The organism is Aeromonas salmonicida subsp. salmonicida (genome assembly GCF_001643305.1).
Taxonomy (GTDB): Bacteria; Pseudomonadota; Gammaproteobacteria; order Enterobacterales; family Aeromonadaceae; genus Aeromonas; species Aeromonas salmonicida.
Genome location: NZ_LSGW01000115.1, coordinates 36,598 through 61,109, shown reverse-complemented (window position 1 = coordinate 61,109; position 24,512 = coordinate 36,598). Strand labels below are relative to the sequence as shown.

General features: G+C 61.7%; 21 protein-coding genes. 8 read left to right on the top strand and 13 right to left on the bottom strand.

The genetic code is table 11. The features are described 5' to 3' along the window. Positions 1-37 precede the first annotated feature (37 nt). Both AXW79_RS20980 and AXW79_RS20975 read right to left on the bottom strand, forming a co-directional pair. Positions 38-577, bottom strand: a complete 540-nt coding sequence (locus AXW79_RS20980) for an ATP--cob(I)alamin adenosyltransferase (protein WP_005318252.1) — start codon at positions 575-577, stop codon at positions 38-40. A 90-nt stretch (positions 578-667) separates the two neighbouring features. Further along, on the bottom strand, positions 668-1,843 hold the full coding sequence (locus AXW79_RS20975) for a DUF5610 domain-containing protein (RefSeq protein WP_005318250.1): 1,176 nt from the start codon (positions 1,841-1,843) through the stop codon (positions 668-670). Between the two features lie 172 nt (positions 1,844-2,015). On the opposite strand from AXW79_RS20975, the gene trmA reads away from it, so the two are divergent. The 4 genes from trmA (at position 2,016) to AXW79_RS20955 (ending at position 5,593) form a co-directional block, all read left to right on the top strand. Then, positions 2,016-3,149 (top strand): tRNA (uridine(54)-C5)-methyltransferase TrmA, encoded by a 1,134-nt coding sequence (trmA, locus tag AXW79_RS20970; RefSeq protein WP_005318248.1) that lies wholly within the window; start codon positions 2,016-2,018, stop codon positions 3,147-3,149. A gap of 136 nt (positions 3,150-3,285) precedes the next feature. Next, positions 3,286-3,993 carry a two-component system response regulator RstA gene (gene rstA / locus AXW79_RS20965; protein WP_005318245.1) on the top strand — a complete coding sequence of 236 codons (708 nt, stop codon included), beginning with the start codon at positions 3,286-3,288 and terminating at the stop codon, positions 3,991-3,993. Positions 3,994-4,030: 37 nt separating this feature from the next. Further along, positions 4,031-5,356: a two-component system sensor histidine kinase RstB gene (gene rstB / locus AXW79_RS20960; RefSeq protein ID WP_005318243.1), complete on the top strand. Its 1,326-nt coding sequence runs from the start codon at positions 4,031-4,033 to the stop codon at positions 5,354-5,356. Positions 5,357-5,410: 54 nt separating this feature from the next. Continuing rightward, complete coding sequence (locus tag AXW79_RS20955) at positions 5,411-5,593, top strand: hypothetical protein (RefSeq protein WP_005318241.1); 183 nt, start codon at positions 5,411-5,413, stop codon at positions 5,591-5,593. Between the two features lie 79 nt (positions 5,594-5,672). On the opposite strand, the gene AXW79_RS20950 is transcribed toward AXW79_RS20955, so the two are convergent. From AXW79_RS20950 to rpmE, 3 genes are all read right to left on the bottom strand, one after another. Next, positions 5,673-6,929, bottom strand: a complete 1,257-nt coding sequence (locus AXW79_RS20950) for a malic enzyme-like NAD(P)-binding protein (RefSeq protein ID WP_005318238.1) — start codon at positions 6,927-6,929, stop codon at positions 5,673-5,675. A 179-nt stretch (positions 6,930-7,108) separates the two neighbouring features. Next, positions 7,109-8,542, bottom strand: a complete 1,434-nt coding sequence (locus tag AXW79_RS20945) for a DUF2867 domain-containing protein (protein WP_043144593.1) — start codon at positions 8,540-8,542, stop codon at positions 7,109-7,111. A 169-nt stretch (positions 8,543-8,711) separates the two neighbouring features. Further along, positions 8,712-8,927: a 50S ribosomal protein L31 gene (gene rpmE, locus AXW79_RS20940; protein ID WP_005318234.1), complete on the bottom strand. Its 216-nt coding sequence runs from the start codon at positions 8,925-8,927 to the stop codon at positions 8,712-8,714. A gap of 147 nt (positions 8,928-9,074) precedes the next feature. Between rpmE and priA the strand changes: the two genes are divergently transcribed. Beyond that, a complete protein-coding gene (gene priA / locus AXW79_RS20935; RefSeq protein WP_005318233.1) occupies positions 9,075-11,282 on the top strand; it encodes a primosomal protein N' in 2,208 nt (735 codons plus the stop codon). Between the two features lie 87 nt (positions 11,283-11,369). On the opposite strand, the gene AXW79_RS20930 is transcribed toward priA, so the two are convergent. Together AXW79_RS20930 and AXW79_RS20925 are read right to left on the bottom strand one after the other, a co-directional pair. Further along, positions 11,370-12,485 carry a hypothetical protein gene (locus AXW79_RS20930; RefSeq protein WP_005318231.1) on the bottom strand — a complete coding sequence of 372 codons (1,116 nt, stop codon included), beginning with the start codon at positions 12,483-12,485 and terminating at the stop codon, positions 11,370-11,372. A 52-nt stretch (positions 12,486-12,537) separates the two neighbouring features. Continuing rightward, positions 12,538-13,092: a TetR/AcrR family transcriptional regulator gene (locus AXW79_RS20925; RefSeq protein WP_005318229.1), complete on the bottom strand. Its 555-nt coding sequence runs from the start codon at positions 13,090-13,092 to the stop codon at positions 12,538-12,540. Positions 13,093-13,168: 76 nt separating this feature from the next. Between AXW79_RS20925 and AXW79_RS20920 the strand changes: the two genes are divergently transcribed. Beyond that, complete coding sequence (locus tag AXW79_RS20920) at positions 13,169-13,621, top strand: HPP family protein (RefSeq protein WP_005318227.1); 453 nt, start codon at positions 13,169-13,171, stop codon at positions 13,619-13,621. Positions 13,622-13,677: 56 nt separating this feature from the next. On the opposite strand, the gene ompA is transcribed toward AXW79_RS20920, so the two are convergent. The 6 genes from ompA to ilvG form a co-directional block, all read right to left on the bottom strand. After that, a complete protein-coding gene (ompA, locus tag AXW79_RS20915; protein ID WP_005318225.1) occupies positions 13,678-14,784 on the bottom strand; it encodes a porin OmpA in 1,107 nt (368 codons plus the stop codon). 315 nt (positions 14,785-15,099) lie between these two features. Beyond that, the gene (gene ilvA / locus AXW79_RS20910; protein WP_005318222.1) at positions 15,100-16,620 is read right to left on the bottom strand and encodes a threonine ammonia-lyase, biosynthetic; all 1,521 of its coding nucleotides are present in this window, start codon (positions 16,618-16,620) and stop codon (positions 15,100-15,102) included. Between the two features lie 77 nt (positions 16,621-16,697). After that, a complete protein-coding gene (gene ilvD, locus AXW79_RS20905) occupies positions 16,698-18,539 on the bottom strand; it encodes a dihydroxy-acid dehydratase (protein WP_005318219.1) in 1,842 nt (613 codons plus the stop codon). Positions 18,540-18,688: 149 nt separating this feature from the next. Further along, positions 18,689-19,630, bottom strand: a complete 942-nt coding sequence (locus tag AXW79_RS20900) for a branched-chain amino acid transaminase (RefSeq protein ID WP_005318217.1) — start codon at positions 19,628-19,630, stop codon at positions 18,689-18,691. Positions 19,631-19,642: 12 nt separating this feature from the next. Beyond that, on the bottom strand, positions 19,643-19,933 hold the full coding sequence (ilvM, locus tag AXW79_RS20895) for an acetolactate synthase 2 small subunit (RefSeq protein ID WP_005318216.1): 291 nt from the start codon (positions 19,931-19,933) through the stop codon (positions 19,643-19,645). Beyond that, positions 19,930-21,576, bottom strand: a complete 1,647-nt coding sequence (gene ilvG, locus AXW79_RS20890) for an acetolactate synthase 2 catalytic subunit (RefSeq protein WP_005318213.1) — start codon at positions 21,574-21,576, stop codon at positions 19,930-19,932. Before ilvG ends, ilvM begins: the two co-directional genes overlap by 4 nt. Positions 21,577-21,960: 384 nt before the next feature. On the opposite strand from ilvG, the gene AXW79_RS20885 reads away from it, so the two are divergent. Together AXW79_RS20885 and AXW79_RS20880 are read left to right on the top strand one after the other, a co-directional pair. Further along, complete coding sequence (locus tag AXW79_RS20885) at positions 21,961-23,475, top strand: YifB family Mg chelatase-like AAA ATPase (RefSeq protein WP_011898225.1); 1,515 nt, start codon at positions 21,961-21,963, stop codon at positions 23,473-23,475. 136 nt (positions 23,476-23,611) lie between these two features. After that, positions 23,612-24,511, top strand: a complete 900-nt coding sequence (locus tag AXW79_RS20880) for an acyltransferase (protein WP_005318209.1) — start codon at positions 23,612-23,614, stop codon at positions 24,509-24,511. The last annotated feature ends 1 nt before the right edge of the window (position 24,512 follow it).

The following is a 24,512-nucleotide window of genomic DNA, read 5'->3' as shown; positions in this document are numbered from 1 at the left end:
ATCTTCCCAAAAAATAAAAGCCTTTTCAGCCACTTGGTCAGTAATTGATGCTGACGTAGGGCACCTCTTCTACCTGCCACAACTGCTTGAGGTAGACGGTCAGTACGAAGAAGAAGTTGGCCAGCAGGTTGGCGAAGCGATAGAGGATGGGATCGAAGCGGACGCCGCTCTCTTCGAGGCGCACCAGCAGGCGAACCACCTTCTTGCTGCCGCAGCGGCACAGGTGCAGGGTGGGGATGGGCTGCGGGCCACGAGGCAAGACAAAACCCGTGACCCGACCGCGGCTCGCCTCGTTGTAGTGGTCATACCGCGTTTTCAACCACGCCAGATCCTCTTCAAAAATACCGAGCTTGCCCCGTACCGAACCGTTGAGGTTGTAGATGAGTCGCTGCAGGGCCCCCAGGTCGGCCACAATCTCGCGGGTCTCCTCTTCCGCAGGCAGATGGGCAAGCACGGCCCCCACCTGACAGCAAAGCTCGTCGGTGGCTATCTCGTAATCACACTGGAACTGGGTTTCGAAGATGAAGGGGTAGCAGAGCTCGCGCTTGTCTCTGGGCTTCTTGGGATTCGGGTTCATGGGCTGACCGGATTGGGAAAAGAGCCAGTTTGCCAGCCCCCGGAGGAGCTGGCAAACGGCAGCTTATGGCTTGAACCGGGCGATGGCGGCTCAGACGCTCTTGCTGGCGGGCTCGGTCGCAGGCTGGAACTGGCCTATCATTCGCAGCGCCTCCAGCATCCGCTGGTTGAAGCTGGTAAAGCTGTTCACCTGAGCCGGTTCGGTCTGGCCACGGGCCGCCAGCACCGCAGGGGTCAGTGCCTGTTGTTGCGATTCCGGCAGCAGGGTATCCGCCTGTTGTTGCGATTCCGGCAGCAGGGTATCCGCCTGTTGCTGTACCTGATTCAGCTTGGGCAGGTAATCCGCCAGCGGCTTGAGGAGATCCTGCAGGGAGCTGGCCCCCTGGTAGGTCTGGCTCAGCTTGACGCTCTGCTTGAGCTTGAGGGAGTAGGAGGCCAGCTGGCTGTCATCCAGCTTCAACTCGCCCGCCTTCTTCAGCAAGTCCTCGAAATTGCCGGAGAAGAAGTTTCCCGCCAGATCGTCGATCCCCTTGATCAGCTTGCCGATGGAATCCATCTCGTCGCTGCTGAGATCCCCCTCCAGCGAGAAGCTGAAGCTCTGGCTCGACTTGAGGCTGAACTGACTGCCACTCTCGCTGTTCTCGGATTTGACCTGCCAACTGTCGTTGAAGCGCAGTACCACCTTGTCCCCATCCTTGGTCTGGATCTCCAGGTATCCCTGCTGACGGCTGGCCATCTCGGCCGCTCCCATCTCGGTGGTGGAGACCTTGCCAAAGAACTCTTTCTCGAACTCCTCAAGCCCGTCCTGGATCAGCTTGTAGCTCTGATCGATGCCGGTCTTGATATCTTCGTTCTCGGTGGCCCAGTCACCCAGCTGCTCCCTGGCGGCACCAAATCCCATGTCCACGCCCTTGCGGGCCTGCTCCATCATTTCAGTCAGGTCATCATCGGACTTGCCGTCCGCACGGGCGGCGCCAAGCCGGCCTGTGATGAACTGCAACACATTGTCTGCCACCGACTGGAAGTCGAACAGGGTCTCGGGGGTGACCACCTCCGGCTCTTGTGCCTTGGGTGCCTGATAGCGCTGACCGTTGATCTCCAGCGCGAACTGCAACGCCTGCTGTACCAGTACCTGCGCCCACTTGGGCGGTTGGTGCAAGGAGACTTCTTCCCCGCTGCTGGCCTGCTTCTCTTGTGCCTGTTGGGGTGCCTTGGGCGAAACGCCCACTCCCTTGGGTTGGGCTGAGCCCACGCCGTCGATTTGCATAATGTGTCCTCCCACCATGCCTGTAGATCAGGTATCGGCCTGACTGAACACTTCTTGACCACAAAATACTGGACAATCTGCGGCTGGCTTTTAAAATCGGGCCCCTTTGGGTGGCCTGCTGCCTTCCCCCCGATTTCGACCCGGCCCTGCCGGTGTGCATGTGAGGTATATCATGACCCAAATCCAGCAAGCTGGCGCCGACTCCCAGGCCCTGCGGACCCCCGCCGACTATCAGGCCCAGCTCGACGAAAAGCGCGAGCGACTCACCCAGCTGTTTGCCGGCTTCAATCCTCCCGCGCTGGAGGTGCATGCCTCACCCGCCGAGCATTACCGGATGCGCGCCGAATTTCGCATCTGGCACGAAGGGGATGACCTCTTCCATTGCATGTATGCCCAGGCCACCAAGGAGATCATCCGGGTCGATCACTTCCCCACCGCAAGTCTTCTGATCAACCAGCTGATGCCGGTGCTGCTGGCAGGGCTGCGCCCGCACTTTGTGCTGCGTCGCAAGCTGTTCCAGATCGATTACCTCTCGACCCAATCCGGCCAGATCATCGTGAGCCTGCTCTACCATCGCAAACTCGAAGCCGAATGGCAGCAAGCCGCCGAGACGCTGCAAGCCGATCTGCAGGCTCAGGGGTTCGACCTGCGGCTGATTGGCCGCGCCCACAAGCAGAAGATATGTCTGGGCGATGACTTCGTCATCGAGCAGCTCAACGTGGCCGGCCGCCAGCTCACCTACAAGCAAGTGGAAAACAGCTTCACCCAGCCCAACGCGGCCATCAATGAGCAGATGCTGGGCTGGGCGCTGGATGTGACCAGGGGGAGCGAAGGCGACTTGCTGGAGCTTTACTGCGGCAACGGCAACTTCTCCATTGCGCTGGCCCAGAACTTCCGCAAGGTGCTGGCCACCGAGATTGCCAAGCCGAGCGTCGACTCCGCCCAGTTCAACATCGCCGCCAACGGCGTCGACAACCTGATCATACTGCGCATGTCGGCCGAAGAGTTCACCATGGCGATGCGCGGCGAGCGGGAGTTCAACCGCCTCAAGGGAGTCGATCTCAAGAGTTACCAGTGCAACACCATCTTCGTCGATCCGCCCCGCGCCGGTCTCGACGATGCCACTGTCAAACTGGTGCAGGAGTACGACAACATCCTCTACATCTCCTGCAACCCTGAGACACTGCAGGCCAACATGGCGGTGCTGGGCGAGACCCACGAAGTCGCCCGCTTCGCCCTGTTTGACCAGTTCCCCTGGACCCATCACATGGAAGCCGGGGTCTACCTGAAGCGCAAGGCAGGCTGATTCGGCGGGTCTCCACGACCGGCATGACAACAGGGCCCTTGGGCCCTGTTTGATTAGTTATCCCGGTGCACGCCACGCGGGGAGCCGGTATGCTGGCAGGCGCGCATCCGCGCCACTGCCAGGGTGTCACGCCACAATGCAACGCATTCTTTTTGTTGAAGATGATCCCGAAATAGGCCAGCTCATCAGCAGCTGGCTTGCCCGCCACGACATCGACGTGCTGCTGGAGCCCAGAGGCGACATGGCACTTGCCAGAATCGAAGCCGAGCAACCAGACCTGGTGCTGCTCGACATCATGCTGCCTGGGCAGGATGGTCTCTCCCTGTGCCGGGATCTGCGGCCACGCTTCAAGGGCCCCATCGTCATGCTCACCTCCCTCGACAGCGACATGAACCAGATCCTGAGTCTGGAGCTGGGAGCCAACGACTACATCCTCAAGACAACGCCGCCCCCTGTGCTGCTGGCCCGGCTGCGGGTCCAGTTCCGCCAGCAGGGACAGGCACCGCAAGCAGCCGTGGCCAATACGCCGCCCCAGCGCCTGCAGTTCGGCCGCTTGAGGATCGACGGGCCGGGCCGGGACGTTCGGCTCGATGGCGACAGCATCCCTCTCTCCACCGCCGACTTCGACCTCTTGTGGGAGCTGGCCTGCCATGCGGGCCAGATCCTGGGACGGGAGGCGCTGTTTCGCAGCCTGCGTGGCCGCGACTACGACGGCCAGGACCGCAGCATGGACGTGGCCATCTCCCGCCTGCGCCGCAAGCTGGGGGATGACAGCAACAACCCGACCCGCATCAAGACGGTGCGCCAGAAGGGTTATCTGCTGGTGCCCCACGCCTGGGAATAATAGGGCCATCCGCCACTGACCACGGGAGAGCACATCCATGCGCCGTCTGTTTATCCAGTTCTACCTGCTGCTGATCGGCTGTTTCACCCTGGCCATACTGCTGGTCGGCCTTGTCTATCAGGTCAGCGCCGAGCGGGCGGGCGACCGCTATCTGGAGCGAATGATGCAAGGCTCCCTCGGCCTGCTCACCGGCGAACTGGCGCGATTGCCGCCAGAGCGCTGGCCCGTGCGCATGGCGGAGCAGAGTCGCCAGCTCACCCTGCCGCTGCAGATCGGTGCCCTCGCCAACCAGCCGCTGGCCAAGGAGGATCAGGCCTTTATCGAGGCGGGCAACATAGTCATCGTCGAAGGGGATGACACCTTCCTGCAGCGCATCCCGGGCACCGATCAAGTGCTGATCGTCGGCCCAGTGCCCTATCTCTCCTATCTGCACGAGCTGCACTGGGTCGATGTGGGGCTGCTGCTGGCCATAGGTCTCTCCCTCGGTCTGCCGATCCTGCTCTGGCTGCGCCCGCACTGGCGTGGTCTGCAACGGCTCGAACAAACCGCCCGCCGGGTTGGTGACGGGGATCTCTCCAGCCGCACCGGCCTGCCGCCCGGCAGCAGCCTGGGCCGGGTGGGACGCACCTTCGATCAGATGACGGAACAGCTGCAAGCCATGCTGGCCAGTCGCAAACAGCTGACCGATGCCATCGCCCACGAGCTGCGCACCCCGCTGGTCAGGTTGCGCTACCGGCTCGCTATGCTGGACCCGCAACCATCGGCAGCGGAACAACAGGGGCTGGAGCGCGATCTGGGGGCACTGGACGCCCTCATCGAGGAGATGCTCACCTACGCCAGGCTGGATCGTCCCGAGCTGCCGTTGCAATGCAGCGAGCTGGAGCTGGCAAGCTGGGCCGGCAGCCGCCTACCGGACTGGCAGACGCTGCGGCCAGAAAAACGACTCGACTTGGTGTGTCCCACCCATCCCCTGCCCTGGCGCGGCGATCCCCGCCTGCTGGATCGGGCGCTGGAGAACCTCATCGGCAACGCCCTGCGCCACGCCACCAGCCGGGTGACCCTCGCCATGAGCCAGCAGCAGGATCACTATCTGCTGGAGGTGGCCGACGACGGCCCTGGCATAGATCCGGCGCTGGCGCCCCAGATCTTCGAGCCCTTCGTGCGGCTGGATCAGAGCCGGGATCGCCGTACCGGCGGCGCCGGTCTCGGCCTCGCCATAGTGCGCAGCATAGCCCGCCACCACTGTGGTGAGGTGCAGTTGCTGCCCAGTGCAGTCGGCGCCCGCTTCTGCCTCAGGCTGCCTGTACATTTGGATACAAACCGTCACCAGCCACTCACTGAACCGCCAGCGGAACAGCCCTAGGATGACGTCATGGAGAAAAGCTCCATGTCATCAACCCGAATGAGGAACTGGAATATGAACAAGCTGATCCCCCTGAGCCTGGCCGCTGTCTTCGCCCTGACCTCCGGCTTCACCATGGCAGCCACCCCCACCAAGGCAGCCGCCCCTCAGGCGACCCAGACCAAGGTGGTGAAAAAGCACCACAAGGCCACTCATGCCAAGACACCGGCCGTCAAGGTCGCTCCCAAGACTAAATAACGACGCATCAAGCTTCCCGTAACAAAAAGGGGCCCCATGATGGGGCCCCTTCTGTCGTGATCGGCATGGCGCCGCAGACTTATTCCAGCATGTAGTCTGCCGGCAGAGCGACGCGCGCCACGCCTGAGGCGACCGCCGCCAGCGCCACGGCACGGGCCACCCGTGGCAGCAGACGGGCATCCATCGGCTTGGGAATGACGTAATCCTTGCCGAAGGCCAGTGCGCTCACCCCTGCGGCGGTCAGCACCTCGGCCGGTACGGGCTCCTTCACCAGACCGCGGATCGCCTCGACCGCGGCTATCTTCATGGCATCGTTGATGCGGCTGGCGCGGGCGTCCAGCGCGCCGCGGAAGATGAAGGGGAAGCAGAGCACATTGTTGATCTGGTTCGGATAATCGGAGCGGCCCGTACCCATGATGAGGTCATCACGCACCGAGTGGGCCAGGGACGGCTTGATCTCGGGATCCGGGTTGGAGCATGCAAAGATGACCGGATTGGGCGCCATCAGGGCCACCGCTTCGGCGGGCAGTACATCCGGACCGGACACACCGACAAACACATCCGCCCCTTCAATCACATCCATCAGGGTGCGCAGTTGCGTATCGTTGGCAAAACGCTGCTTGTAGCGGTTCAGGTCGGTACGCTCCGTGTGGATCACTCCCTGGCGGTCGAGCATGAAGATGTTGTGTGGCGCGGCGCCGCACTTGATCAGCAGATCCATGCAGGCAGTGGCCGCAGCCCCCGCCCCCATGCAGACGATGCGACTCTGTTCGATGCGCTTGCCCTGCACTTCCAGCGCATTGAGCAGACCGGCGGCGGTGACGATGGCGGTGCCATGCTGGTCATCATGGAACACGGGAATATTGCAGCGCGCGATCAGCGACTCTTCGATCTCGAAGCACTCCGGCGCCTTGATGTCTTCCAGATTGATACCACCGAAGGTGTCGGCGATGGCCGCCACAGTGTCGATGAACTGCTGGCTGGTCTCGTGCTTCACCTCTATGTCGATGGCATCTATGCCGGCAAAGCGCTGGAACAAAAGGGCCTTGCCCTCCATCACCGGCTTGGAAGCCAGCGGCCCCAGGTTGCCCAGCCCCAGTATGGCGGTACCGTTGGAGATGACGGCCACCAGGTTGCCCTTGCCGGTGTAGCGGTAGGCATCATCGGGATTGGCGGCGATCTCGCGCACCGGCTCGGCCACACCCGGGCTGTAGGCCAGCGCCAGATCGTGGGCTGTCTCGGCGGGCTTGGTGAGGGCGATGGCAATTTTGCCCGGCATGGGCTGAGCGTGGTAATCGAGTGCTTGTTGACGAAGATCGTGACGCAGATCGGACATGGGGGACCCCGATACGGAAGTGAATGATGTGGTGCATTGGCTCGCGACAGGCGAGGGCTGGGGATCATAAAGAAAACCGCCGGCCTTTCACAGAGGAAAGTATCGCCGGTGGCCAATGACAATTCAGTAATTAGCACGTCATGCTAACCATGAATACCCATTTAGTTATAGATATGGTTTCACCCCATCACAGGGATGCCTGCTTTGGCTTCTGCCTGTCTGGCGATGGCCTCCGTCATCCCCTGAAAGATGAAGAGATGAAACGGCAGCATGGCAAGCCAGTAGGCCAGTCCCCAGGCGCCCTGGGGATGCCAGTGGGCGGTGACCCTGATCCGGGTCAGACCGGACTCCTCCGGCAGGATATTGAACGCCAGTCGCCCCACCCCGGGCGCCTTCATGTTGAACAGCAGGTCCAGCCTGCGCCCTTCATCCACCCCCAGGATCTGCCAGGAGTCCAGCATGTCCCCCTTCACGAAGCGATCCGGGTTGGTGCGACCACGGGTACGGGCCGGGCCGCCGATCAGGTGATCCATCCACTCGCGCACCACCCACAGTTCGTTCATGTAGAAGTAGCGTTGCTCCCCCCCCAACTGCTGCAATACCTGCCACACCACCTCTGGCGAGGCGAGACAGATGGCCTCCCCGCTGGCGGTGCGGTCATAGAAGCCGTACTCGGGATGGCGCCAGCGCAAGCCCAGCGGCGTCTCCTCCCCCTGCTGCTCGGCACCGAGCTTCTGCTCCAGCGCCAGACTCTCCGCCAGCGCCTCGTCAAAACTGAGCAGTGTCTGGGGCAGCAAGGCCCGCAGCGGGCCATCATCGACAGGGATATCGTGCTTGAGGCCACCCACCAGCGCCTTGGCCACCGGCTGCGGCACAGACGTGACGAATTGCAGCCACCAGGCGGAAAGCTTGGGGCTCAGGAAGGGGATGGGAATAATGGGGCAGCGCTTGCCGATATGGGCGGCAAACTTCTGCAACTGCTGCTGGTAGCTGAGCAGCTCGGGGCCAACGGCATTGAGCACCTGGCCATCCACTCCCTCAACTTCCACCAGCCCGCCCAGATAGTGCAACAGATTGGAGAGGGCGATTGGGGGCGTGCGAGAGCGCACCCACTTGGGGGTCACCATCATGGGCAGGTTGAACACCAGATCCCGCATCACCTCGAAGGCAGCCGAGCCCGGCCCTATGATGATGCCGGAGCGCAGCTCCACCGTCGGCACACCCGAGTCACGAAACAGTTCACCACAATAGCGGCGGGAGTTGAGATGACGACTGTTGCACTGCTCGGGCTGAATGGCACCCAGATAGATGATGCGGCGTACCCCGGCGGCGCGGGCGGCGGCGGCAAAGTTCTTCACTCCCTGCTGCTCCAGCCGGTGAAAATCGGCGCCAGCCCCCATGGCGTGGACCAGATAGAAGACGGTGTCTATGTTCGCCAGCGCAGGCAGCAGGGTGATGGGCTTGAGGCTGTCGGCAAAGCGAAACTCCACGCCCTGCGGCAGGCGGCAGGGGCGACGAGCGCCAGCGATCACCCGATAACCCAGCCCTTGCAGGTGAGGGACCAGATAGGAACCGATATAACCCGCGGCTCCCATCACCAGACAATTTCGCATTGGCACTCCTCCCGTATTGTTCATGCTCACCATGAAGGTGCTGTCATCGACAGACATGCATCTCCTTTGATTGAGCCAACACCATAGGGCAAACCGGTTCAATACAAAACGTCGACCAATGAAAAAGGCGCCCGATGGGCGCCTTTTTCAGAATTCTTCAGAAGTAAGATTACTTCTTGGCAGTCAAGCCACCGAAACGCTTGTTGAACTTGTCTACACGGCCGCCGCTAGAAACTTCTTTCTGCTTGCCGGTATAGAACGGGTGGCATGCGGAGCACACGTCCAGGTTCAGATCTTTACCCATGGTAGAGAAAGTGTTGATGACGTTACCGCAAGAGCACTTGGCGGTGATGGCTACGTACTCGGGATGGATACCAGCTTTCATGGACAACCTCAATTATCAGGCCGTGTCGCTATCCGATCTTCTGTCGGACACCACACGATTGTTGAACACAGTTTCAAAGGCTGCGAATAATATAGGAAATGCCTGAGATCAGGCAAGTGGCTTCGCAGAAAAAATAGGCAATCCCTGGTGAATTCTTCCCAAACGCTGGATCTGGTTCGTGTCGCTGTCCCGGTACCGTTACGCCGTCACTTCGACTATCTCTCTCCCTTGCCCCTGCCTGAGCCCGGCTGTCGGGTCGAGATCCCCTTCGGCCCCCAGACGCTGGTCGGGCTGGTGGTCGACCATCCGGCCGAGAGCCAGGTGCCTCGAGCCAAGTTGAAACCCTTGAAAAGGGTGCTCGACAGCACGCCAGTGCTGGGGCCGGACATACTGGCGCTGATGAACTGGAGCGCAAACTACTACCAGCATCCGCTGGGAGAGGTGCTGCCCCACGCTCTGCCGGTGCTGGTACGCAAGGGGGAGCCAGCCGCCTATCGGGAGCTGGAGTTCTGGTTTGCCACGCAAGCCGGGATGGATATGGACCTTAATGAGCTAAAGCGGGCTGCCAAGCAGCAACAGGCCCTCGCCCTGCTGCGCAAGGGGCCGCAAACCCCGTCCGCCCTCAAGCAGGAGGAGATCCAGAGCGCGGCGCTCACGGCACTGGAGAAGAAGGGCCTGCTGGAGAAACGCAGCCTGGAGCCGAGTCATGATGGTGACTGGGCGACGCACTTTGACGCGGGAGAAGGGCTGCGCCTCAACGGCGAGCAGGCGCTGGCGGTATCCGCCGTCACCAGCCAGAGTGACCAGTTCGGCGCCTTCCTGCTCGACGGCATCACAGGCTCCGGCAAGACAGAGGTATACCTGAGCATTCTCGAGCCCCTGCTCAAGGCGGGCAAGCAGGCGCTGGTGATGGTGCCCGAAATTGGTCTCACCCCCCAGACCATCAATCGCTTCCGCCGTCGCTTCAAGGTGCCCGTGGTGGCGATGAACTCCGCCATGAATGACAGGGAGCGGCTCGATGCCTGGCTCGCCTGCCGCGATGGCGGCGCCGCCATCCTGATAGGGACCCGTTCCGCCGTCTTCACCCCGTTCAAGAACCTCGGCATCATCATCATCGACGAGGAACACGACGGCTCTTTCAAGCAGCAGGACGGCTTTCGCTACCACGCCCGGGATCTCGCCGTGATGCGGGCCCATCGCGCCGGCATTCCCATCCTGCTCGGCTCGGCCACCCCCTCGCTGGAAACGCTGCACAACGCCCGCACCGGCAAATATCACCACCTCAGCCTGACGCGGCGCGCCGGTAACGCCCAGACAGCCCGTCAGGTGATTCTGGACATCAAGAGCGTTCGGCTGCAGGCCGGGCTCTCCCCCCAGCTGGAGCAATTGATGGCGGAGCACCTGGCGGCGGGCAATCAGGTGATGCTGTTTCTCAACCGGCGCGGCTATGCCCCGTCGCTGATCTGCCACCAGTGTGGCTGGAGCGCCGCCTGCGAGCGCTGTGACGCCTGGTACACCTGGCATCAGGCAGGGCGTCGCCTGCACTGCCACCACTGCGACAGCGTGCGCCCCCTGCCCCACAGCTGCCCCGAGTGTGGCAGCAACGAGCTGATAGGCTCAGGGGTGGGCACAGAGCAGCTGGAGCAGCTGCTCACCACGGTTTTCCCCCAATACCCCGTAGTGCGCATCGACAGAGACAACACCCGCCGTAAAGGGGAGCTGGAGACCCATCTCGGTGACATCAAGGCGGGCAAGTATAAGATCCTGATCGGCACCCAGATGCTGGCCAAGGGCCACCACTTCCCGGATGTGACGCTGGTCGGCCTGCTGGATGTGGATGGTGCCCTGTTTTCCGCCGATTTTCGCGCCGCCGAGAAGCTGGCCCAGCTCTACACCCAGGTGGCGGGTCGCGCAGGTCGTGCCAGCAAGCCCGGTCTGGTGGTGTTGCAGAGCCACCACCCGGAACATGCCCTGTTGCAGGATCTGACCCAGAACGGTTACGGCCACTTCGCCGACACGGCGCTGAAAGAGCGCCACCTGCTGGGGTTGCCACCGTTCAGCTATCAGGGGCTGTTTCGGGCCGAGGCCAATGGCCGTGACGAGGTACAGCTGTTTCTCGCTCGCCTCGCAGATACGCTGCGCAGCGCCCGTTACCCCCACGTGCAGGTGCTGGGGCCCATCAGCGGCTTCATGGAACGCAAGGCGGGCAAGTTCCGGATGCAGTTGCTGGTGCAGGGGCCGAACCGGGCCCCGCTGGCACAACTGATGGATTGGGCGGTCAAGGAGCTGGACGGCTGGCCCGAGACCAAGAAGGTGCGCTGGAGTCTGGATATAGACCCCACCGAGCTGAACTGAACCAGTTCGTATATTGCTCAAGCGCTGGCGGCGACTTGCCAGAAGTGGTGACTCGCGATCCCGCGATTCGCCAGCCTGGGTCCGGGTTCAGACCCGCAGATCGATCTGCTGCACCCAGCCCCCCTTGCCCTGCTCGGTGAGGTAGAGGCCGGATTGGCGCAAGACCCCCTGATTGCCGCTCTCCCCCAGATGGTTGAAGGGCGTATCGAGGGGGCGCAGCAGTATGGCACCTATTCCCAGCTCCACCAGGGCGATGGGAGCATGGTCCGGGTGCCAGAACTGCAGGGCAGAGAAGTGGCTGTCTCGTTCATCCAGTACGCCGTTGCCATCTTCATCCAGCGCCGCCAGCTCACCAAAACCGTTGCCGGAACGGGCACCGAACAGCTCGCCACCATCGTCTATGGCGCCGTTGCCATTGCGATCCAGCGCCACGAAACCGCTGCCTTCGCTCAAACCCGGCAGGCTGTCATCCTTGCCATCCTGATCGATATCGAAGTTGACCCTTGCCTCGGTCAGATCGGCTATCTTGCCATCCAGACTGAGCACCAGCGGGTCTTTCAGGGCATTGAGGGTGGTGCGGCGCTGACTCACTTCAAGCTGCCGCCAGTCGAGTACAAAGCCGAGATCGAGCTGCAAGGTCTGGCCGTCACTGGTCTGCACGCTGGCCGATGCCACTACCTTGAGCTGCTCCTGTTCCAGCAGAGTGTCGGTCACCTCCACCGCCCGATCCGGCTCCGCTGCCTGAGGGGCGGCCTCTCCCTGGGCCACGCCCTCCATCTCCCCTTCAGATGACTTGATGGGTTTGGGCAGCTCTATCTCGTGGCCGAGCATGGCCTCTATCATCAGCTTGATCAGCCGCAGCCGGTTATCCAGGCCGTCATTTGGATTGGTCTCCTCGGCTTCCGGCTTGACCAGAGAGGGTACCCCCTCAGTCCCCATGGCACCTTGCTGACCCGCCCCCCCTTGCGTCGAGGTCGTTCTGGCTGAGCGCATCAGCTCCGCCACCACGCGTTCCACAACAGGATCCGCAGCCGGACCTGCAGCAGGGGTGGCCTCACCGGCTGTCGTATTCCCGGGCACAACCGGGGCGACAGGCCCCAGATTACGTACCTTGCGAGTCTGTAGCTGCTGATACTGGTGTTGTACCTCCCCCTGGAGGTCGTAGTGATCGATGCGCATCTGATCGCCCTCGGCGCTATACATCTGGTCAGTTATCGACCAGCTGCAACCGGGGGCTTAACACCGATTGGCTATATCAGATCACGGTTGCGTCATCATCGGCACATAACAAGGCCAGGGCCAACGATCTGACCTGCACCAGTGCCAGCGGCTGCTGATAGCTGTGGGCCATCACAACGGCGCCCTCCAGCAAGAGACAAAGTCCGGTGGCTTGCGGGATGCTGCACCCGAGCTGCACTCTGACCCAGTTCAACAGCGCCTGTTTGTGCGCCACCACCAGCTTGCGTACCGGATGACGCGGATCGGCAAATTCGGCGCTGGCATTGATGAAGTTGCAACCGTAGAAATCTCTGCGACCAAACCACTCCCCGAATCCGTCGAGCAGAGCCTGCAATCGACTCACCCTCCCCTCCAGACCTGCCAGCTTCCCCTCGAGCAGGGCGAAGAACTCCTGCTCGCGGGAGAGCAGTACAGCCTCGATCAAGGCATCCTTGGTCGGAAAATGGCGGTAGAGGGTTCGCTTGGTGCTACCCGCCTCCGCCCAGATGCGATCTATGCCGGTTGCGTGAAAACCATGGCGATTGAACAGGCGATAGGCGGTTGCCATCAGCTGTTGGCGCTTTTCACTCACGATTTATCCCTTGAAGTACACCGATCTGTCTACCTAATGTGCCTAATCATGTCAGACAAACCAAGAGAGAAACGTGATGAAAAAATGGTATGGCCCGTTCTGGGCAGGGCTGGGGGCCGCCTTGGCGATCGGGATACTGGGCTGGTTGAACGTCAGTTGGCACACGGCCCTGATCATGGCGCCTTTCGGGGCAAGCTGTGTGCTGCTGTTTTCACTGCCGGCAAGCCCGCTGGCTCGTCCATCCAAGGTGCTCGGAGGCCATCTGCTGACCGCCAGCGTCGGACTGCTGGTGCAGTGGCTCCCCTTGCCGCTGGAGTTGCAGCTGGCATTGGGAGTGGGTCTGGCCATCGCGCTGATGCAAGGCCTGGATCTCATCCATCCCCCCGCTGGCGCCAACCCCTTGCTGGTGTTGATGACGGGGCAGGAGTGGCCCTTCCTGTGGCAGACAGTGCTGCCGGGCGCCTTGCTGCTGATCCTGCTGGGCCAAGGTTTTCAACGGCTGAAACGATGGCCACTCAGAACCACATAAAACAAGGAGGGAGGCAGCGCCTCCCTCCTTGTTATCTCGCTATCCCGTCCATGCCGTTACTGGACTGGCTGGGAGACCCCTTCCAGGTGGATCTCGACCCGGCGATCCGGGGCCAGACAGGCGATGAGTGCAGGCCTGGAGCCAGTGGTGCAGTTGTTGCCGGTCACGGGGGAAGATTTGCCACGCCCCTCGACTCGCACCTTGTCGGCAAAGAGTCCCTTGGCGATCAGATAGTCGGCCACTGTGCGGGCACGTTGTTCCGACAATGCCTGGTTGTAAGCATCGGAGCCGATACGGTCGGTATGCCCCACCACAGTCGCGGCACCGTCCTTGGGATTGGCCGCCACTATCTGGCTGAACAGGGTATCGAGCGCATGACTGGCGGCCGGCTTCAGGGTGGCCTTGTTGAACTCAAACAGCACATCCGAACTCAGGCTGAACGTCTTGGGGGCCACCACAACGGCAGGTGCGGGCTCCACGGCGGGGGCCGGAGCAGGGGCCACCACCTCGTTCCCGTGCTGGCCGAAGCGATAGAGCATGCCCACAGAGAGCAGGCCGTTATCCATCTCTATGCCGGAACGATCGAGGGAGGCATCTCCCAGCGGAGTTGTGTACTGATATTCGAGACGGGCGGCCCAGTCACGGTCAATAGCGTATTCGGCGCCCAGGGCCCCGACAAAAACTGCGCCATGCTTGTCACCGGTTTCCTTGATGAAATCGGTCGCCGTCCGGGCTGACAGCTCGCTGTCTGTCCAGGCGTAGCCACCACCAATCCGGCCATAGAGATCCAGCGCATCATTGACCGGAAACCCTATCTTCATGGTGGCCTGGATCATCTGGCTCTTGGCTTCCCCCTCCACCCTGACCCCGCTCAGCTCACCGGACGAGGTGTACTTGCCGAGCCAGTCATAGCCGAACTCGAAACCCAGGTTGGGGTTGAGCTGATAACCGGCAAACGCACCCAGTCCGAGAGCATCCTTGCTGGTGCCGGTATTTTGCAGCGCCCCCAGGGTATCCGAAACCACTTGCTTCTGGTCGACGTCGAAGTACTTGGACCAACCGGCCTTGCCCCCGGCATACCAGGTATTGTCCTGGGCGGCAGCCTGCACGGCCCCCGTCGCAAGCAGGCCGCTGACCAGAGCGGCAAGTATCGATTTATTCATGGTGAAAGCCTCTGCAATAAGTCGTTGTGGGCGCGCAATGCGCTCTCTTCCCTGATGGGGCCAAGCTGGCCCCGTCACTCAGGTTATCCCATCTCTTGTCAGCCTCAAATGACCAGGGACTCAAGAGTGTGAAGCTGGCGACATTCCAGACGGGAAAACGACCCTGTGCATGAGGATTGTCATAGTGCGTTGAAAGTGCTGCATAAACTCGGATCTTCCGGTGGCCAATAGGTAACTGTCGCCACCTAAGACCCAAGAAACAGGCCCAAAAAGAAGAGGGAGGCATAACGCCTCCCTCCTGCTTTTCGCTCTGTATCAGCTGGCCAGAAACAGCCGGTAGGCGGGGTCGTCACTGACCTCTTTCCAGCCGTAGCCAATCTCGCGCAGGTAGTCGTGGAAGGCGGCCACGTCCTCGTCCGGCAGCTCGAAGGCGCAGAGCACGCGGCCGTAGTCGGCGCCGTGGTTGCGGTAGTGGAACAGGCTGATGTTCCAGCGACAGCCCAGGGTCTCCAGAAAGCGCATCAGGGCGCCCGGTTGCTCCGGAAACTTGAAGCTGTAGAGACGCTCACCGAGGGGCCGGGCCGGGCGGCCACCAATCATGTAGCGCACGTGGTTCTTGGCCAGCTCGCTCTCTGTCATGTTGACCACCGGATAGCCGTTGCCACCGAGTTGGTCGATGATCTGGCCCAGCTCCTCGTCGCCGCCGGTCAGGCGCACCGAGACAAACAGCGACGCCTGAGCCGCATCCGAATAGCGGTAGTTGAACTCGGTCACCATGCGCGGGCCAAGCTGGCGACAAAAGTCGAGGAAAGCCCCCTTGCGCTCGGGTATGGTCACCGCCAGCATGCCCTCGCGCTTCTCGCCGATCTCGCAGCGCTCCGACACATAACGCAGGCTGTGGAAGTTGACGTTGGCGCCCGACAGAATGGCTGCCATCCGCCCGCCCTTGACCTGTTCCCGCTCGCTGTAGGCCTTGAGCCCCGCCAGCGACAGGGCGCCGGAAGGTTCGGCAATGGCACGGCAATCATCGAAGATGTCTTTCAGCGCGGCGCAGATCTGGTCGTTGGAGACAGTCACCACCTCGTCCAGATACTGGTTGCACAGGCGAAACGTCTCTGTGCCGATGCGCTTGACCGCCACACCGTCGGCAAACAGTGAGACCCGCTCCAGATTGACAGGCTCGCCTGCCTCCATGGCAGCCTTGAGGCAGGCGGACCCCTCCGCTTCCACCCCGATCACCTTGACGTCCGGCAGCAGCTGCTTGATATAAACCGCCACACCGGCGGCCAGGCCGCCGCCGCCCACAGGCACGAAGACATGGGTGAGATGGGTATCCTGCTCCAGCAGCTCCTTGCCGATTGTGCCCTGGCCCGCGATCACCTCGACGTCATCAAACGGCGGTATCAGGGTGTAGCCCTCGAGTTCGGAGAGGCGGCGGCTTTCGGCATAGGCCTCATCGAAGCTGTTGCCAAACAGCATGACGTTGCCGCCCTGGCGGCGTACCGCATCGATCTTGATGTCCGGCGTGGTCTTGGGCATCACTATGATGGCCTTGATACCGAGCTTGGCCGCCGACAGGGCGACCCCCTGGGCATGGTTGCCGGCAGAGGCGGCGATGACGCCGTGATCCTTCTGCTCCTGGGTCAGGGTGGCGATCTTGTGGTAGGCACCGCGCAGCTTGAAGGAGTGCACGGGTTGCAAGTCTTCACGCTTGAGCGCCACATGGTTGCCAAGCCGTTCGGACAATTTTTTAAGGGTCTGCAAAGGAGTCACCCGCGCCGCCTCATAGACGGGGGAGAGCAACACCTTGCGTAGATAATCAGCCGCAGAGACCATGAGTTATTCCTCCGTCTCGCATTGATGGGCACATACTGCGCCCGGCTCATAACGGAGCAAACGATAAAAGCTCATCATCACTCCTCCAGCTTGCTGCGGTCACGCACAGCGCCCTTGTCGGCGCTGGTGGCGAGCATGGCGTAGGCGCGCAGGGCAAAGGAGACCTGACGCTGACGATCCAGCGGCTTCCAGCCACGGGCTTCCACGGCAACGCGGCGGGCGGCCAGCACGCTGTCGGCCACCTCCAGCACCATGCTGCGGGCCGGGATGTTGATGTTGATGATGTCGCCATCCGCCACCAGACCGATAGTGCCGCCAGAGGCCGCCTCGGGCGAGACGTGGCCGATGGAGAGACCCGAAGTGCCGCCGGAGAAGCGGCCGTCTGTGATCAGGGCGCACTGTTTGCCCAATCCCATGGACTTGAGATAGGTGGTGGGATAGAGCATCTCCTGCATGCCGGGGCCGCCCTTGGGGCCTTCGTAGCGGATCACGACCACTTCACCGGCCTTGACCGTGCCATCCAGAATGCCGGCAACTGCCGTGTCCTGGCTCTCGAATACCCGGGCCGGGCCACGGAAGCAGAGGTGCTCGTCATCCACCCCGGCCGTTTTTACGATGGCGCCATCAAGGGCCAGGTTGCCGGAGAGCACGGCGAGGCCCCCCTCCAGGCTGTAGGCATGCTCCAGCGAGCGGATGCACCCCTCGGCTCTGTCCACATCCAGCTCGGGCCAGCGGCAATCCTGGCTGAACGCCTTGGTGGTGCGGATGCCAGCTGGCCCGGCGCGGTAGAAGTCCACCACCTCCTGGCTCGGCTGGCGGCTGACGTCGTATTCGTTGAGCAGCTCGGCCAGGGAGCCGCCCAGTACGGTACGGGTGTCACCGTGCACCAGACCCGCCTTCTCCAGCTGACCCAAAATGGCGACCACGCCACCGGCACGGTGCACATCTTCCATATGGTACTTCTGGGTAGAGGGGGCCACCTTGCACAGCTGGGGCACCTTGCGAGACATGCGGTCGATATCGGCCATGGTGAAGTCCACCCCGGCCTCCTGGGCCGCCGCCAGCAGGTGCAGCACTGTATTGGTGGAACCGCCCATGGCGATATCCAGCGCCATGGCATTCTCGAACGCCGCCTTGGTGGCGATGTTGCGTGGCAGGGCGCTCTCGTCATCCTGCTGGTAGTAACGCTTGGCAAGGGTGACGATGCGCTGGCCTGCCAGCTTGAACAGCTGCTCGCGATCGGCATGGGTCGCCAGCATGGAGCCGTTGCCCGGCTGGGAAAGCCCCAGCGCCTCGGTCAGGCAGTTCATGGAGTTGGCAGTAAACATGCCGGAACAGGAGCCGCAGGTAGGGCAGGCGCTGCGCTCCACCTGTTCGCTCTGGGCATCGGAGACCTTGGGGTCGGCGCCCTGGATCATGGCATCAACCAGATCCAGTTTGATGATCTGATCGGACAGCTTGGTCTTGCCCGCTTCCATGGGGCCGCCGGAGACGAAGATCACGGGTATGTTGATGCGCAGGGCGGCCATCAACATACCCGGAGTGATCTTGTCACAGTTGGAGATGCAGACCATGGCATCGGCGCAGTGGGCGTTGACCATGTACTCCACCGAGTCGGCGATAAGCTCGCGAGACGGCAGCGAATAGAGCATGCCGCCGTGGCCCATGGCGATGCCGTCATCCACGGCTATGGTATTGAACTCTTTGGCCACGCCGCCGGCGGCTTCGATCTCGCGGGCCACCAGTTGACCCAGATCCTTGAGGTGGACGTGACCCGGTACGAACTGGGTGAAGGAGTTGACCACGGCTATGATGGGCTTGCCGAAATCCTCGTCTGTCATGCCAGTGGCGCGCCAGAGGGCGCGGGCCCCGGCCATGTTACGTCCGTGGGTGGTGGTGGCGGATCTCAACTTCGGCATTGTCTCTACTCCCTGAATGCCCATGGGGCGCATTATTTCTTGAATGTGTGACTCGCGGATCGGGAATCGATCCTGGTCAGGGCACAACACGGATGCCCTGACCGGAAGCGACTCGGGGAGGCATGGCACCTCCCCGTTCTCGTCAGCCGTTACTTGTCATCGACCGGGGTCAGCCAGTTCCATTTGTCCTTTGTCTGGCCGTTGAACAACCCGAAGAAGGCGTTCTGCAACTGCTCGGTCACTGGGCCACGGCAACCGGCACCTACCTGCATCCGATCCACCGAACGCACAGGCGTCACTTCGGCGGCAGTGCCCGTCATAAAGATCTCGTCCGCAACGTATAAGGCCTCGCGGGGCAGCGCCTGCTCGCGCACCTCATAACCCAGATCCCGGGCCAGGGTCATGATGGTGTCGCGGGTAATGCCGGGCAGGATGGCGGCGGTGGCAGGCGGGGTGAAGAGCACGCCGTTTTTCACCAGGAACAGGTTCTCACCCGCACCTTCGCTCAGGTAGCCGTTCACATCCAGCGCCAGCCCTTCGGCGTAGCCGTTGCGCTTGGCTTCCCGGCTGATGAGTTGAGAGGAGAGGTAGTTGCCACCGGCTTTGGCGCCGGTCGGAATCGTGTTGGGGGCCAGCCGGTTCCAGGAGGTGACGCACACATCCACCCCGTTTTTCAGACCCTCTTCCCCCAGATAGGCACCCCACGGCAGGGCAGCGACCATGAGCTCGGCCTTGGCATCCAGCGGTGGATGCAGTCCCAGCCCCACATTACCGATAAAGGCCAGCGGACGCAGATAACCGCTCTTGAGGCCGTTCTCGCGCACCACGGCGCGGCAGGCTTCATTCACCTCGGCCTCGCTGTAGGGCACCTCCATCCAGTAGATTTTGGCGGAGTCGAACAGGCGGCGGGTGTGCTCCTGCAGACGGAAGATGCAGGTACCCTTGGGGGTGTCATAGGCACGCACCCCCTCGAACACAGAGGAGCCATAGTGCAGGGCATGGCTCATGACGTGCACCTGGGCATCTTGCCAGGGAACCATGTTGCCGTTGAACCAGATATATTGCGGCTGGGGTTGGGAAGGCTGTGACATTGCTGTTGCTCCTTAAGCTCTGATCCGGGGTTGCTGTTCCAGTGCATCGACCCGGGAGACGTCCACCAGCTTGACCAGCTGGCTCCATAAATGCTGGATGGGACGCACCGACTCGACAGTAACCGTGATCCGCAGTTGTTGGCAATCCTGCTCCGCCCCCATCTCCATGCTGAGGGCACAGAGATTGAAGCCGCGGTGGCGCACCACCCTCAATACCCGCTCCATCACTTCAGGTCTGGGCTGGGCGTGAATGTGCAAGGTGTGTTGTGCAAATGCTGGCTGCGCAAAGGTGTGCGGGTTCATGGGCGTTGCTCCATCATCTTGTGGTTGGCGACTCCCGGCGGAACCAGGGGCCAGACGTTTTCTTCCTCTGAAATGGCCACATGCAGCAGATAGGCGCCTTCGCTCCCCAGCAGGCGGTCGAGGGCTGCTGCGATTTGATCCTTGCATGTGATGGTCTCACCCGGGATGCCAAAGGCGGCGGCCAGAGCGACGAAATCGGGGTTGTCGGAGAGGATGGTTTCGCTGTAGCGGCCATCGAAGAACAGCTCCTGCCACTGGCGCACCATGCCGAGACGCTGGTTGTCGATCAGCACCATCTTCACCTTGAGCTGGGCGCGGCGTATGGTGCCCAGCTCCTGCACGTTCATCATGAAGGAGCCATCACCGCTCACCAACACCACTTCGTCATCGGGGCGCGACATCTTGGCGCCGATGGCGGCGGGCAGGCCGAACCCCATGGTGCCGAGGCCGGCGCTGGAGAGGTGGTTGCGCGGGCTGGTGAAGCGCATGTGCTGGGCCACCCACATCTGGTGCTGACCCACGTCGCAGGCCACCACACTGTTCTCCGGCAGCCGGGCCGAAAGCTGCTTGAGCAGGGCCGGGGCATAGATGGGCTGGCCGGGATGGTCGTAGCGAAACGCATACTCGCGAGCCATGTTCGCGCAGTGCTCACGCCAGGGATCGATGGCCAGCGCCATGGCCAGGGCGGGCAACACCCGCTTGAGATCCGTGGTGATGCCCACCTCGGCGGCACGGCGCTTGCCGAACTCGGCGGCATCCACGTCCAGATGGATCACCTTGGCCTCGGGGGCAAACTCTTCCAGCTTGCCGGTCACCCTGTCATCGAACCGGGCACCCACTACCACCAGCAGATCGCACTGCTGCACCGCATAGTTGGCCGATTTGGTACCGTGCATGCCGAGCATGCCCAGATAGACAGGGCTGTCAGGATCCAGCGCGCCAATCCCCTTGAGGGTAGTGACCGCCGGCATGCCGGTGACGGCGGCAAACTCGCGCAGCTGGGTTTCGGCATTGGCCATGCCCACTCCGCCACCGACGTAGAGCACGGGGCGCTCGGCAGCCGCCAGCAGGGTGCGGACCAGCGTCAGCTCGGCCGGATTGAGTGCCTCAGGCTCCTCCACCGCAAACAACAGATTCTGCGCTGGCACGGCGGCCAGCTGCACATCCTTGGGAAAATCGATGAGCACAGGACCGGGACGACCTTCGGTGGCGATGGCGAAGGCCTCTTCCAGCACACGCCCCAGATCCGCCACATCGGTCACCATGAAGGAGTGCTTGGTGCAGGAGAGGGACATGCCGAGCACATCGACCTCCTGAAACGCATCTGTACCTATGGCGGAACAGGGCACCTGACCGCTGATGGCCACCAGAGGCACGGAGTCGAGCAGCGCCTCCGCCAGCCCGGTCACCAGATTGGTGGCGCCGGGGCCCGAGGTGGCGATACAGACCCCCACCTGGCCGGAGGCTCTGGCGTAACCCACCGCAGCCATGGCGGCCCCCTGCTCGTGGCGACAGAGCTGATGGGCAAGGCCCCCGTCATACAGGGCGTCGTAGACCGGCATGATGGCTCCGCCCGGGTAACCAAACACCTGGGTCACACCCTGTTTCTTGAGAGCCTGTACCAAAAACTGCGCGCCGTTCATGTGGAAAATCCTGTCCTGTAGTCGAAAAAAAACCCCCGAGCTGTGAGGCTCGGGGGTCGCTTGTTTCGTTCTGTCCGGTGGTGGGTCTATCCCTTGTTCCGTGCAGCTAAACGAGCCCCGAGCGGTGAGATAATAATCACCACTAGGACCACAATAATGCTGACGAAACGGGAGGCCATGTTCATAGTTACAACCGGAAATCCTGTAAAATTGGAGCGGTTTGCACCGCGAATGGCTATTAGAACTAGCACGGTGATTTTTATTGGGCAAGCCTTTTTTACCTGACAAGACTCTGATTTTGACTAAGCAGCAGCCTGACGGCTGGAACAAAAAACTAATAAAAAACGGTTAACCAGCACATACATCAAACCAAGGACGGGATTTATGTCATTAGCTGTGGTTTATAGCCGTGCCAGCCTGGGGATAGCGGCGCCGCAAGTCACGGTGGAAGTTCACCTCTCCAACGGTCTGCCCGCCTTCAACATGGTGGGATTGCCGGAAACCTCGGTGAAGGAATCCCGGGATCGGGTGCGCAGTGCCCTGCTAAACGGCAATTTCGAGTTCCCGAGCAAACACATCACGGTCAATCTGGCCCCCGCCGACCTGCCCAAGGAGGGAGGCCGTTTCGATCTGGCTATCGCCATCGGCATTCTCGCTGCTTCCAAGCAGATACCGGCAAAATACCTGCTCGATCACGAATTTTTAGGGGAGTTGGCCCTGACCGGCGAGATCCGTCCCGTGCTCGGGGTGCTGCCCGCCGTGCTCGCCTGCCGCGATGCGGGGCGCACCCTGCTGGTACCGAGAGAAAATGGCCCCGAAGCCTCCCTCATTCAGGATGCCGAGGTGCGTACCGCCCACCAGCTGCTGGCCGTCACCGCCTGGCTGGCAGGCCAATATGAGCTGCCCCTGCCGGAGCCCCAGACCACGGACTCCCTGCCCGATGTACCGGATCTGCAGGATGTGATCGGCCAGTCACAGGCCAAGCGGGCATTGGAGATCGCTGCCGCCGGCAGCCACAATCTGCTGTTCATAGGCCCGCCTGGTACCGGCAAGAGCATGCTGGCCAGCCGTTTGCCCGGCATCTTGCCACCCCTGAGCGAGCAGGAGGCGCAGCAGACCGCCGCCATCCACTCCATCGGCGGCCTGACCCCGCGCGCCGGTCACTGGCACCACAGACCCTATCGCACACCCCATCACAGTGCCTCAGCCGTGGCCCTGGTGGGTGGTGGCAGCCATCCCAGACCCGGCGAAATATCCTTGGCCCACAACGGGGTACTCTTTCTCGACGAGCTGCCGGAGTTCGAGCGCAAGGTACTCGACTCTCTGCGCGAACCGCTGGAGACGGGCCACATCACCATCAGCCGCGCCGCCCGTCAGGTGGATTTTCCCGCCCGCTTCCAGCTGGTGGGCGCCATGAACCCCAGCCCCTGCGGCCACTATGGCGACGGCCAGACCCGCTCCAGCCCGGATCAGATATTGCGCTATCTCGGCAAGCTCTCCGGCCCCTTCCTCGATCGCTTCGACCTGACGGTAGAGGTGCCGCTGCTGCCCAAGGGCAGCCTCACCGGCAAGGCGGAGCGGGGGGAATCGAGCCAGCAAATCCGCGATCGGGTGCTGGCGGCGCGGGAGCGAATGCTGAGCCGCAATGGCAAGCTCAACAATCTCCTTGATAGTCGTGAAATCGAAGACATTTGCCGATTATCGCCGCAAGATGCCGAGTTTTTGGAGAATGCCATCCAGAAGCTGGGACTCAGCATCCGGGCCTGGCACCGCATACTGCGGGTGTCACGCACCATAGCCGATCTGGCGGGGCGACCTGCGATCGAGAAGGATCATCTGATCGAGGCGCTCGGCTACAGGGCCATGGACAGGCTGCTGTCGCGGCTGCGCAGCGGCTGAATGGCTGGGATAGAGAGATAGTGAGTCCCACATGCGTGATGGTCCCGTGCATGGTCTAGCGGCTCATCGGCTGATATTATGGCCACAGATCTGACCACTTGGTTGCCACCCACAGACAACGAGACGGACCCGACTCATGCAAAACAAGCTGATAGAGCGGCTGCGCGGCAGCCTCTCGACCTTGCTCTATTTTTTCAACACCCTCTTCTGGTGTATCCCCATCTTCTTGCTGGGCATTCTCAAGCTGCTGTTGCCGCTTAAAGGCTGGCGTACCCTCTGCAACGCTCTGCTGGATGGCTGCGCAAGCTGCTGGATCGGTGTCAACAACCTGATCCAGAAAACCATCATAGGGACCTCTTTCGAGGTGGTCGGCGCGGACAAAGGAAGCCGTGATGAGTGGTACATGGTGATTGCCAACCATCAATCCTGGGTCGACATACTGGTATTGCAGCGGGTTTTTAATCAAAAAATCCCCTTCCTGAAGTTTTTCCTCAAGAAAGAGCTGATTTGGGTACCTTTTCTCGGTCTGGCCTGGTGGGCACTGGACTTCCCCTTCATGCGGCGCTATTCCCGTAAATTTCTGGAAAAAAGGCCACATCTGAAGGGAAAAGACATAGAAACAACCCGAAAGGCCTGTGCCAGGTTTCGCCACATTCCGGTGAGTGTGATGAACTTCGTGGAGGGCACCCGCTTCACCGCCCACAAGCACGACAAACAGGCAGCGCCTTATCGCCATCTGTTGCACCCGAGGGCTGGTGGCATCGCCTTCACCCTGGCGGCCATGGGCGACCAGCTACATCAACTGGTGGATGTGACCATCGCCTATCCGGGTGGTATCCCCAGTTACTGGGACTTCATGTGCGGTCGGGTGAAGGAGATCAAGGTTCAGGTTCGCTTTCTGCCGATTGAACGCAAACTGGTAGGGGATTACTTCAATGACCCCGAGTTCCAACAGGCGTTTCAACAGTGGTTGAACGGGATCTGGCACGAGAAGGACCAGACTCTTAGCCAACTGCTGTCAGACAAGGCGCAGTAAA

Bases quoted from the DNA above. Each gene is read 5' to 3' on its own strand.
- AXW79_RS20975 (WP_005318250.1), bottom strand. From the start codon at position 1,843: ATGCAAATCGACGGCGTGGGCTCAGCCCAACCCAAGGGAGTGGGCGTT.
- ilvG (WP_005318213.1), bottom strand. From the start codon at position 21,576: ATGAACGGCGCGCAGTTTTTGGTACAGGCTCTCAAGAAACAGGGTGTG.
- rstB (WP_005318243.1), top strand. From the start codon at position 4,031: ATGCGCCGTCTGTTTATCCAGTTCTACCTGCTGCTGATCGGCTGTTTC.
- ilvD (WP_005318219.1), bottom strand. From the start codon at position 18,539: ATGCCGAAGTTGAGATCCGCCACCACCACCCACGGACGTAACATGGCC.
- AXW79_RS20900 (WP_005318217.1), bottom strand. From the start codon at position 19,630: ATGTCACAGCCTTCCCAACCCCAGCCGCAATATATCTGGTTCAACGGC.
- AXW79_RS20980 (WP_005318252.1), bottom strand. From the start codon at position 577: ATGAACCCGAATCCCAAGAAGCCCAGAGACAAGCGCGAGCTCTGCTAC.
- AXW79_RS20950 (WP_005318238.1), bottom strand. From the start codon at position 6,929: ATGTCCGATCTGCGTCACGATCTTCGTCAACAAGCACTCGATTACCAC.
- AXW79_RS20945 (WP_043144593.1), bottom strand. From the start codon at position 8,542: ATGCGAAATTGTCTGGTGATGGGAGCCGCGGGTTATATCGGTTCCTAT.
- rpmE (WP_005318234.1), bottom strand. From the start codon at position 8,927: ATGAAAGCTGGTATCCATCCCGAGTACGTAGCCATCACCGCCAAGTGC.
- ompA (WP_005318225.1), bottom strand. From the start codon at position 14,784: ATGAATAAATCGATACTTGCCGCTCTGGTCAGCGGCCTGCTTGCGACG.
- ilvM (WP_005318216.1), bottom strand. From the start codon at position 19,933: ATGAACCCGCACACCTTTGCGCAGCCAGCATTTGCACAACACACCTTG.
- AXW79_RS20955 (WP_005318241.1), top strand. From the start codon at position 5,411: ATGAACAAGCTGATCCCCCTGAGCCTGGCCGCTGTCTTCGCCCTGACC.
- AXW79_RS20885 (WP_011898225.1), top strand. From the start codon at position 21,961: ATGTCATTAGCTGTGGTTTATAGCCGTGCCAGCCTGGGGATAGCGGCG.
- rstA (WP_005318245.1), top strand. From the start codon at position 3,286: ATGCAACGCATTCTTTTTGTTGAAGATGATCCCGAAATAGGCCAGCTC.
- AXW79_RS20880 (WP_005318209.1), top strand. From the start codon at position 23,612: ATGCAAAACAAGCTGATAGAGCGGCTGCGCGGCAGCCTCTCGACCTTG.
- AXW79_RS20920 (WP_005318227.1), top strand. From the start codon at position 13,169: ATGAAAAAATGGTATGGCCCGTTCTGGGCAGGGCTGGGGGCCGCCTTG.
- trmA (WP_005318248.1), top strand. From the start codon at position 2,016: ATGACCCAAATCCAGCAAGCTGGCGCCGACTCCCAGGCCCTGCGGACC.
- AXW79_RS20930 (WP_005318231.1), bottom strand. From the start codon at position 12,485: ATGTATAGCGCCGAGGGCGATCAGATGCGCATCGATCACTACGACCTC.
- ilvA (WP_005318222.1), bottom strand. From the start codon at position 16,620: ATGGTCTCTGCGGCTGATTATCTACGCAAGGTGTTGCTCTCCCCCGTC.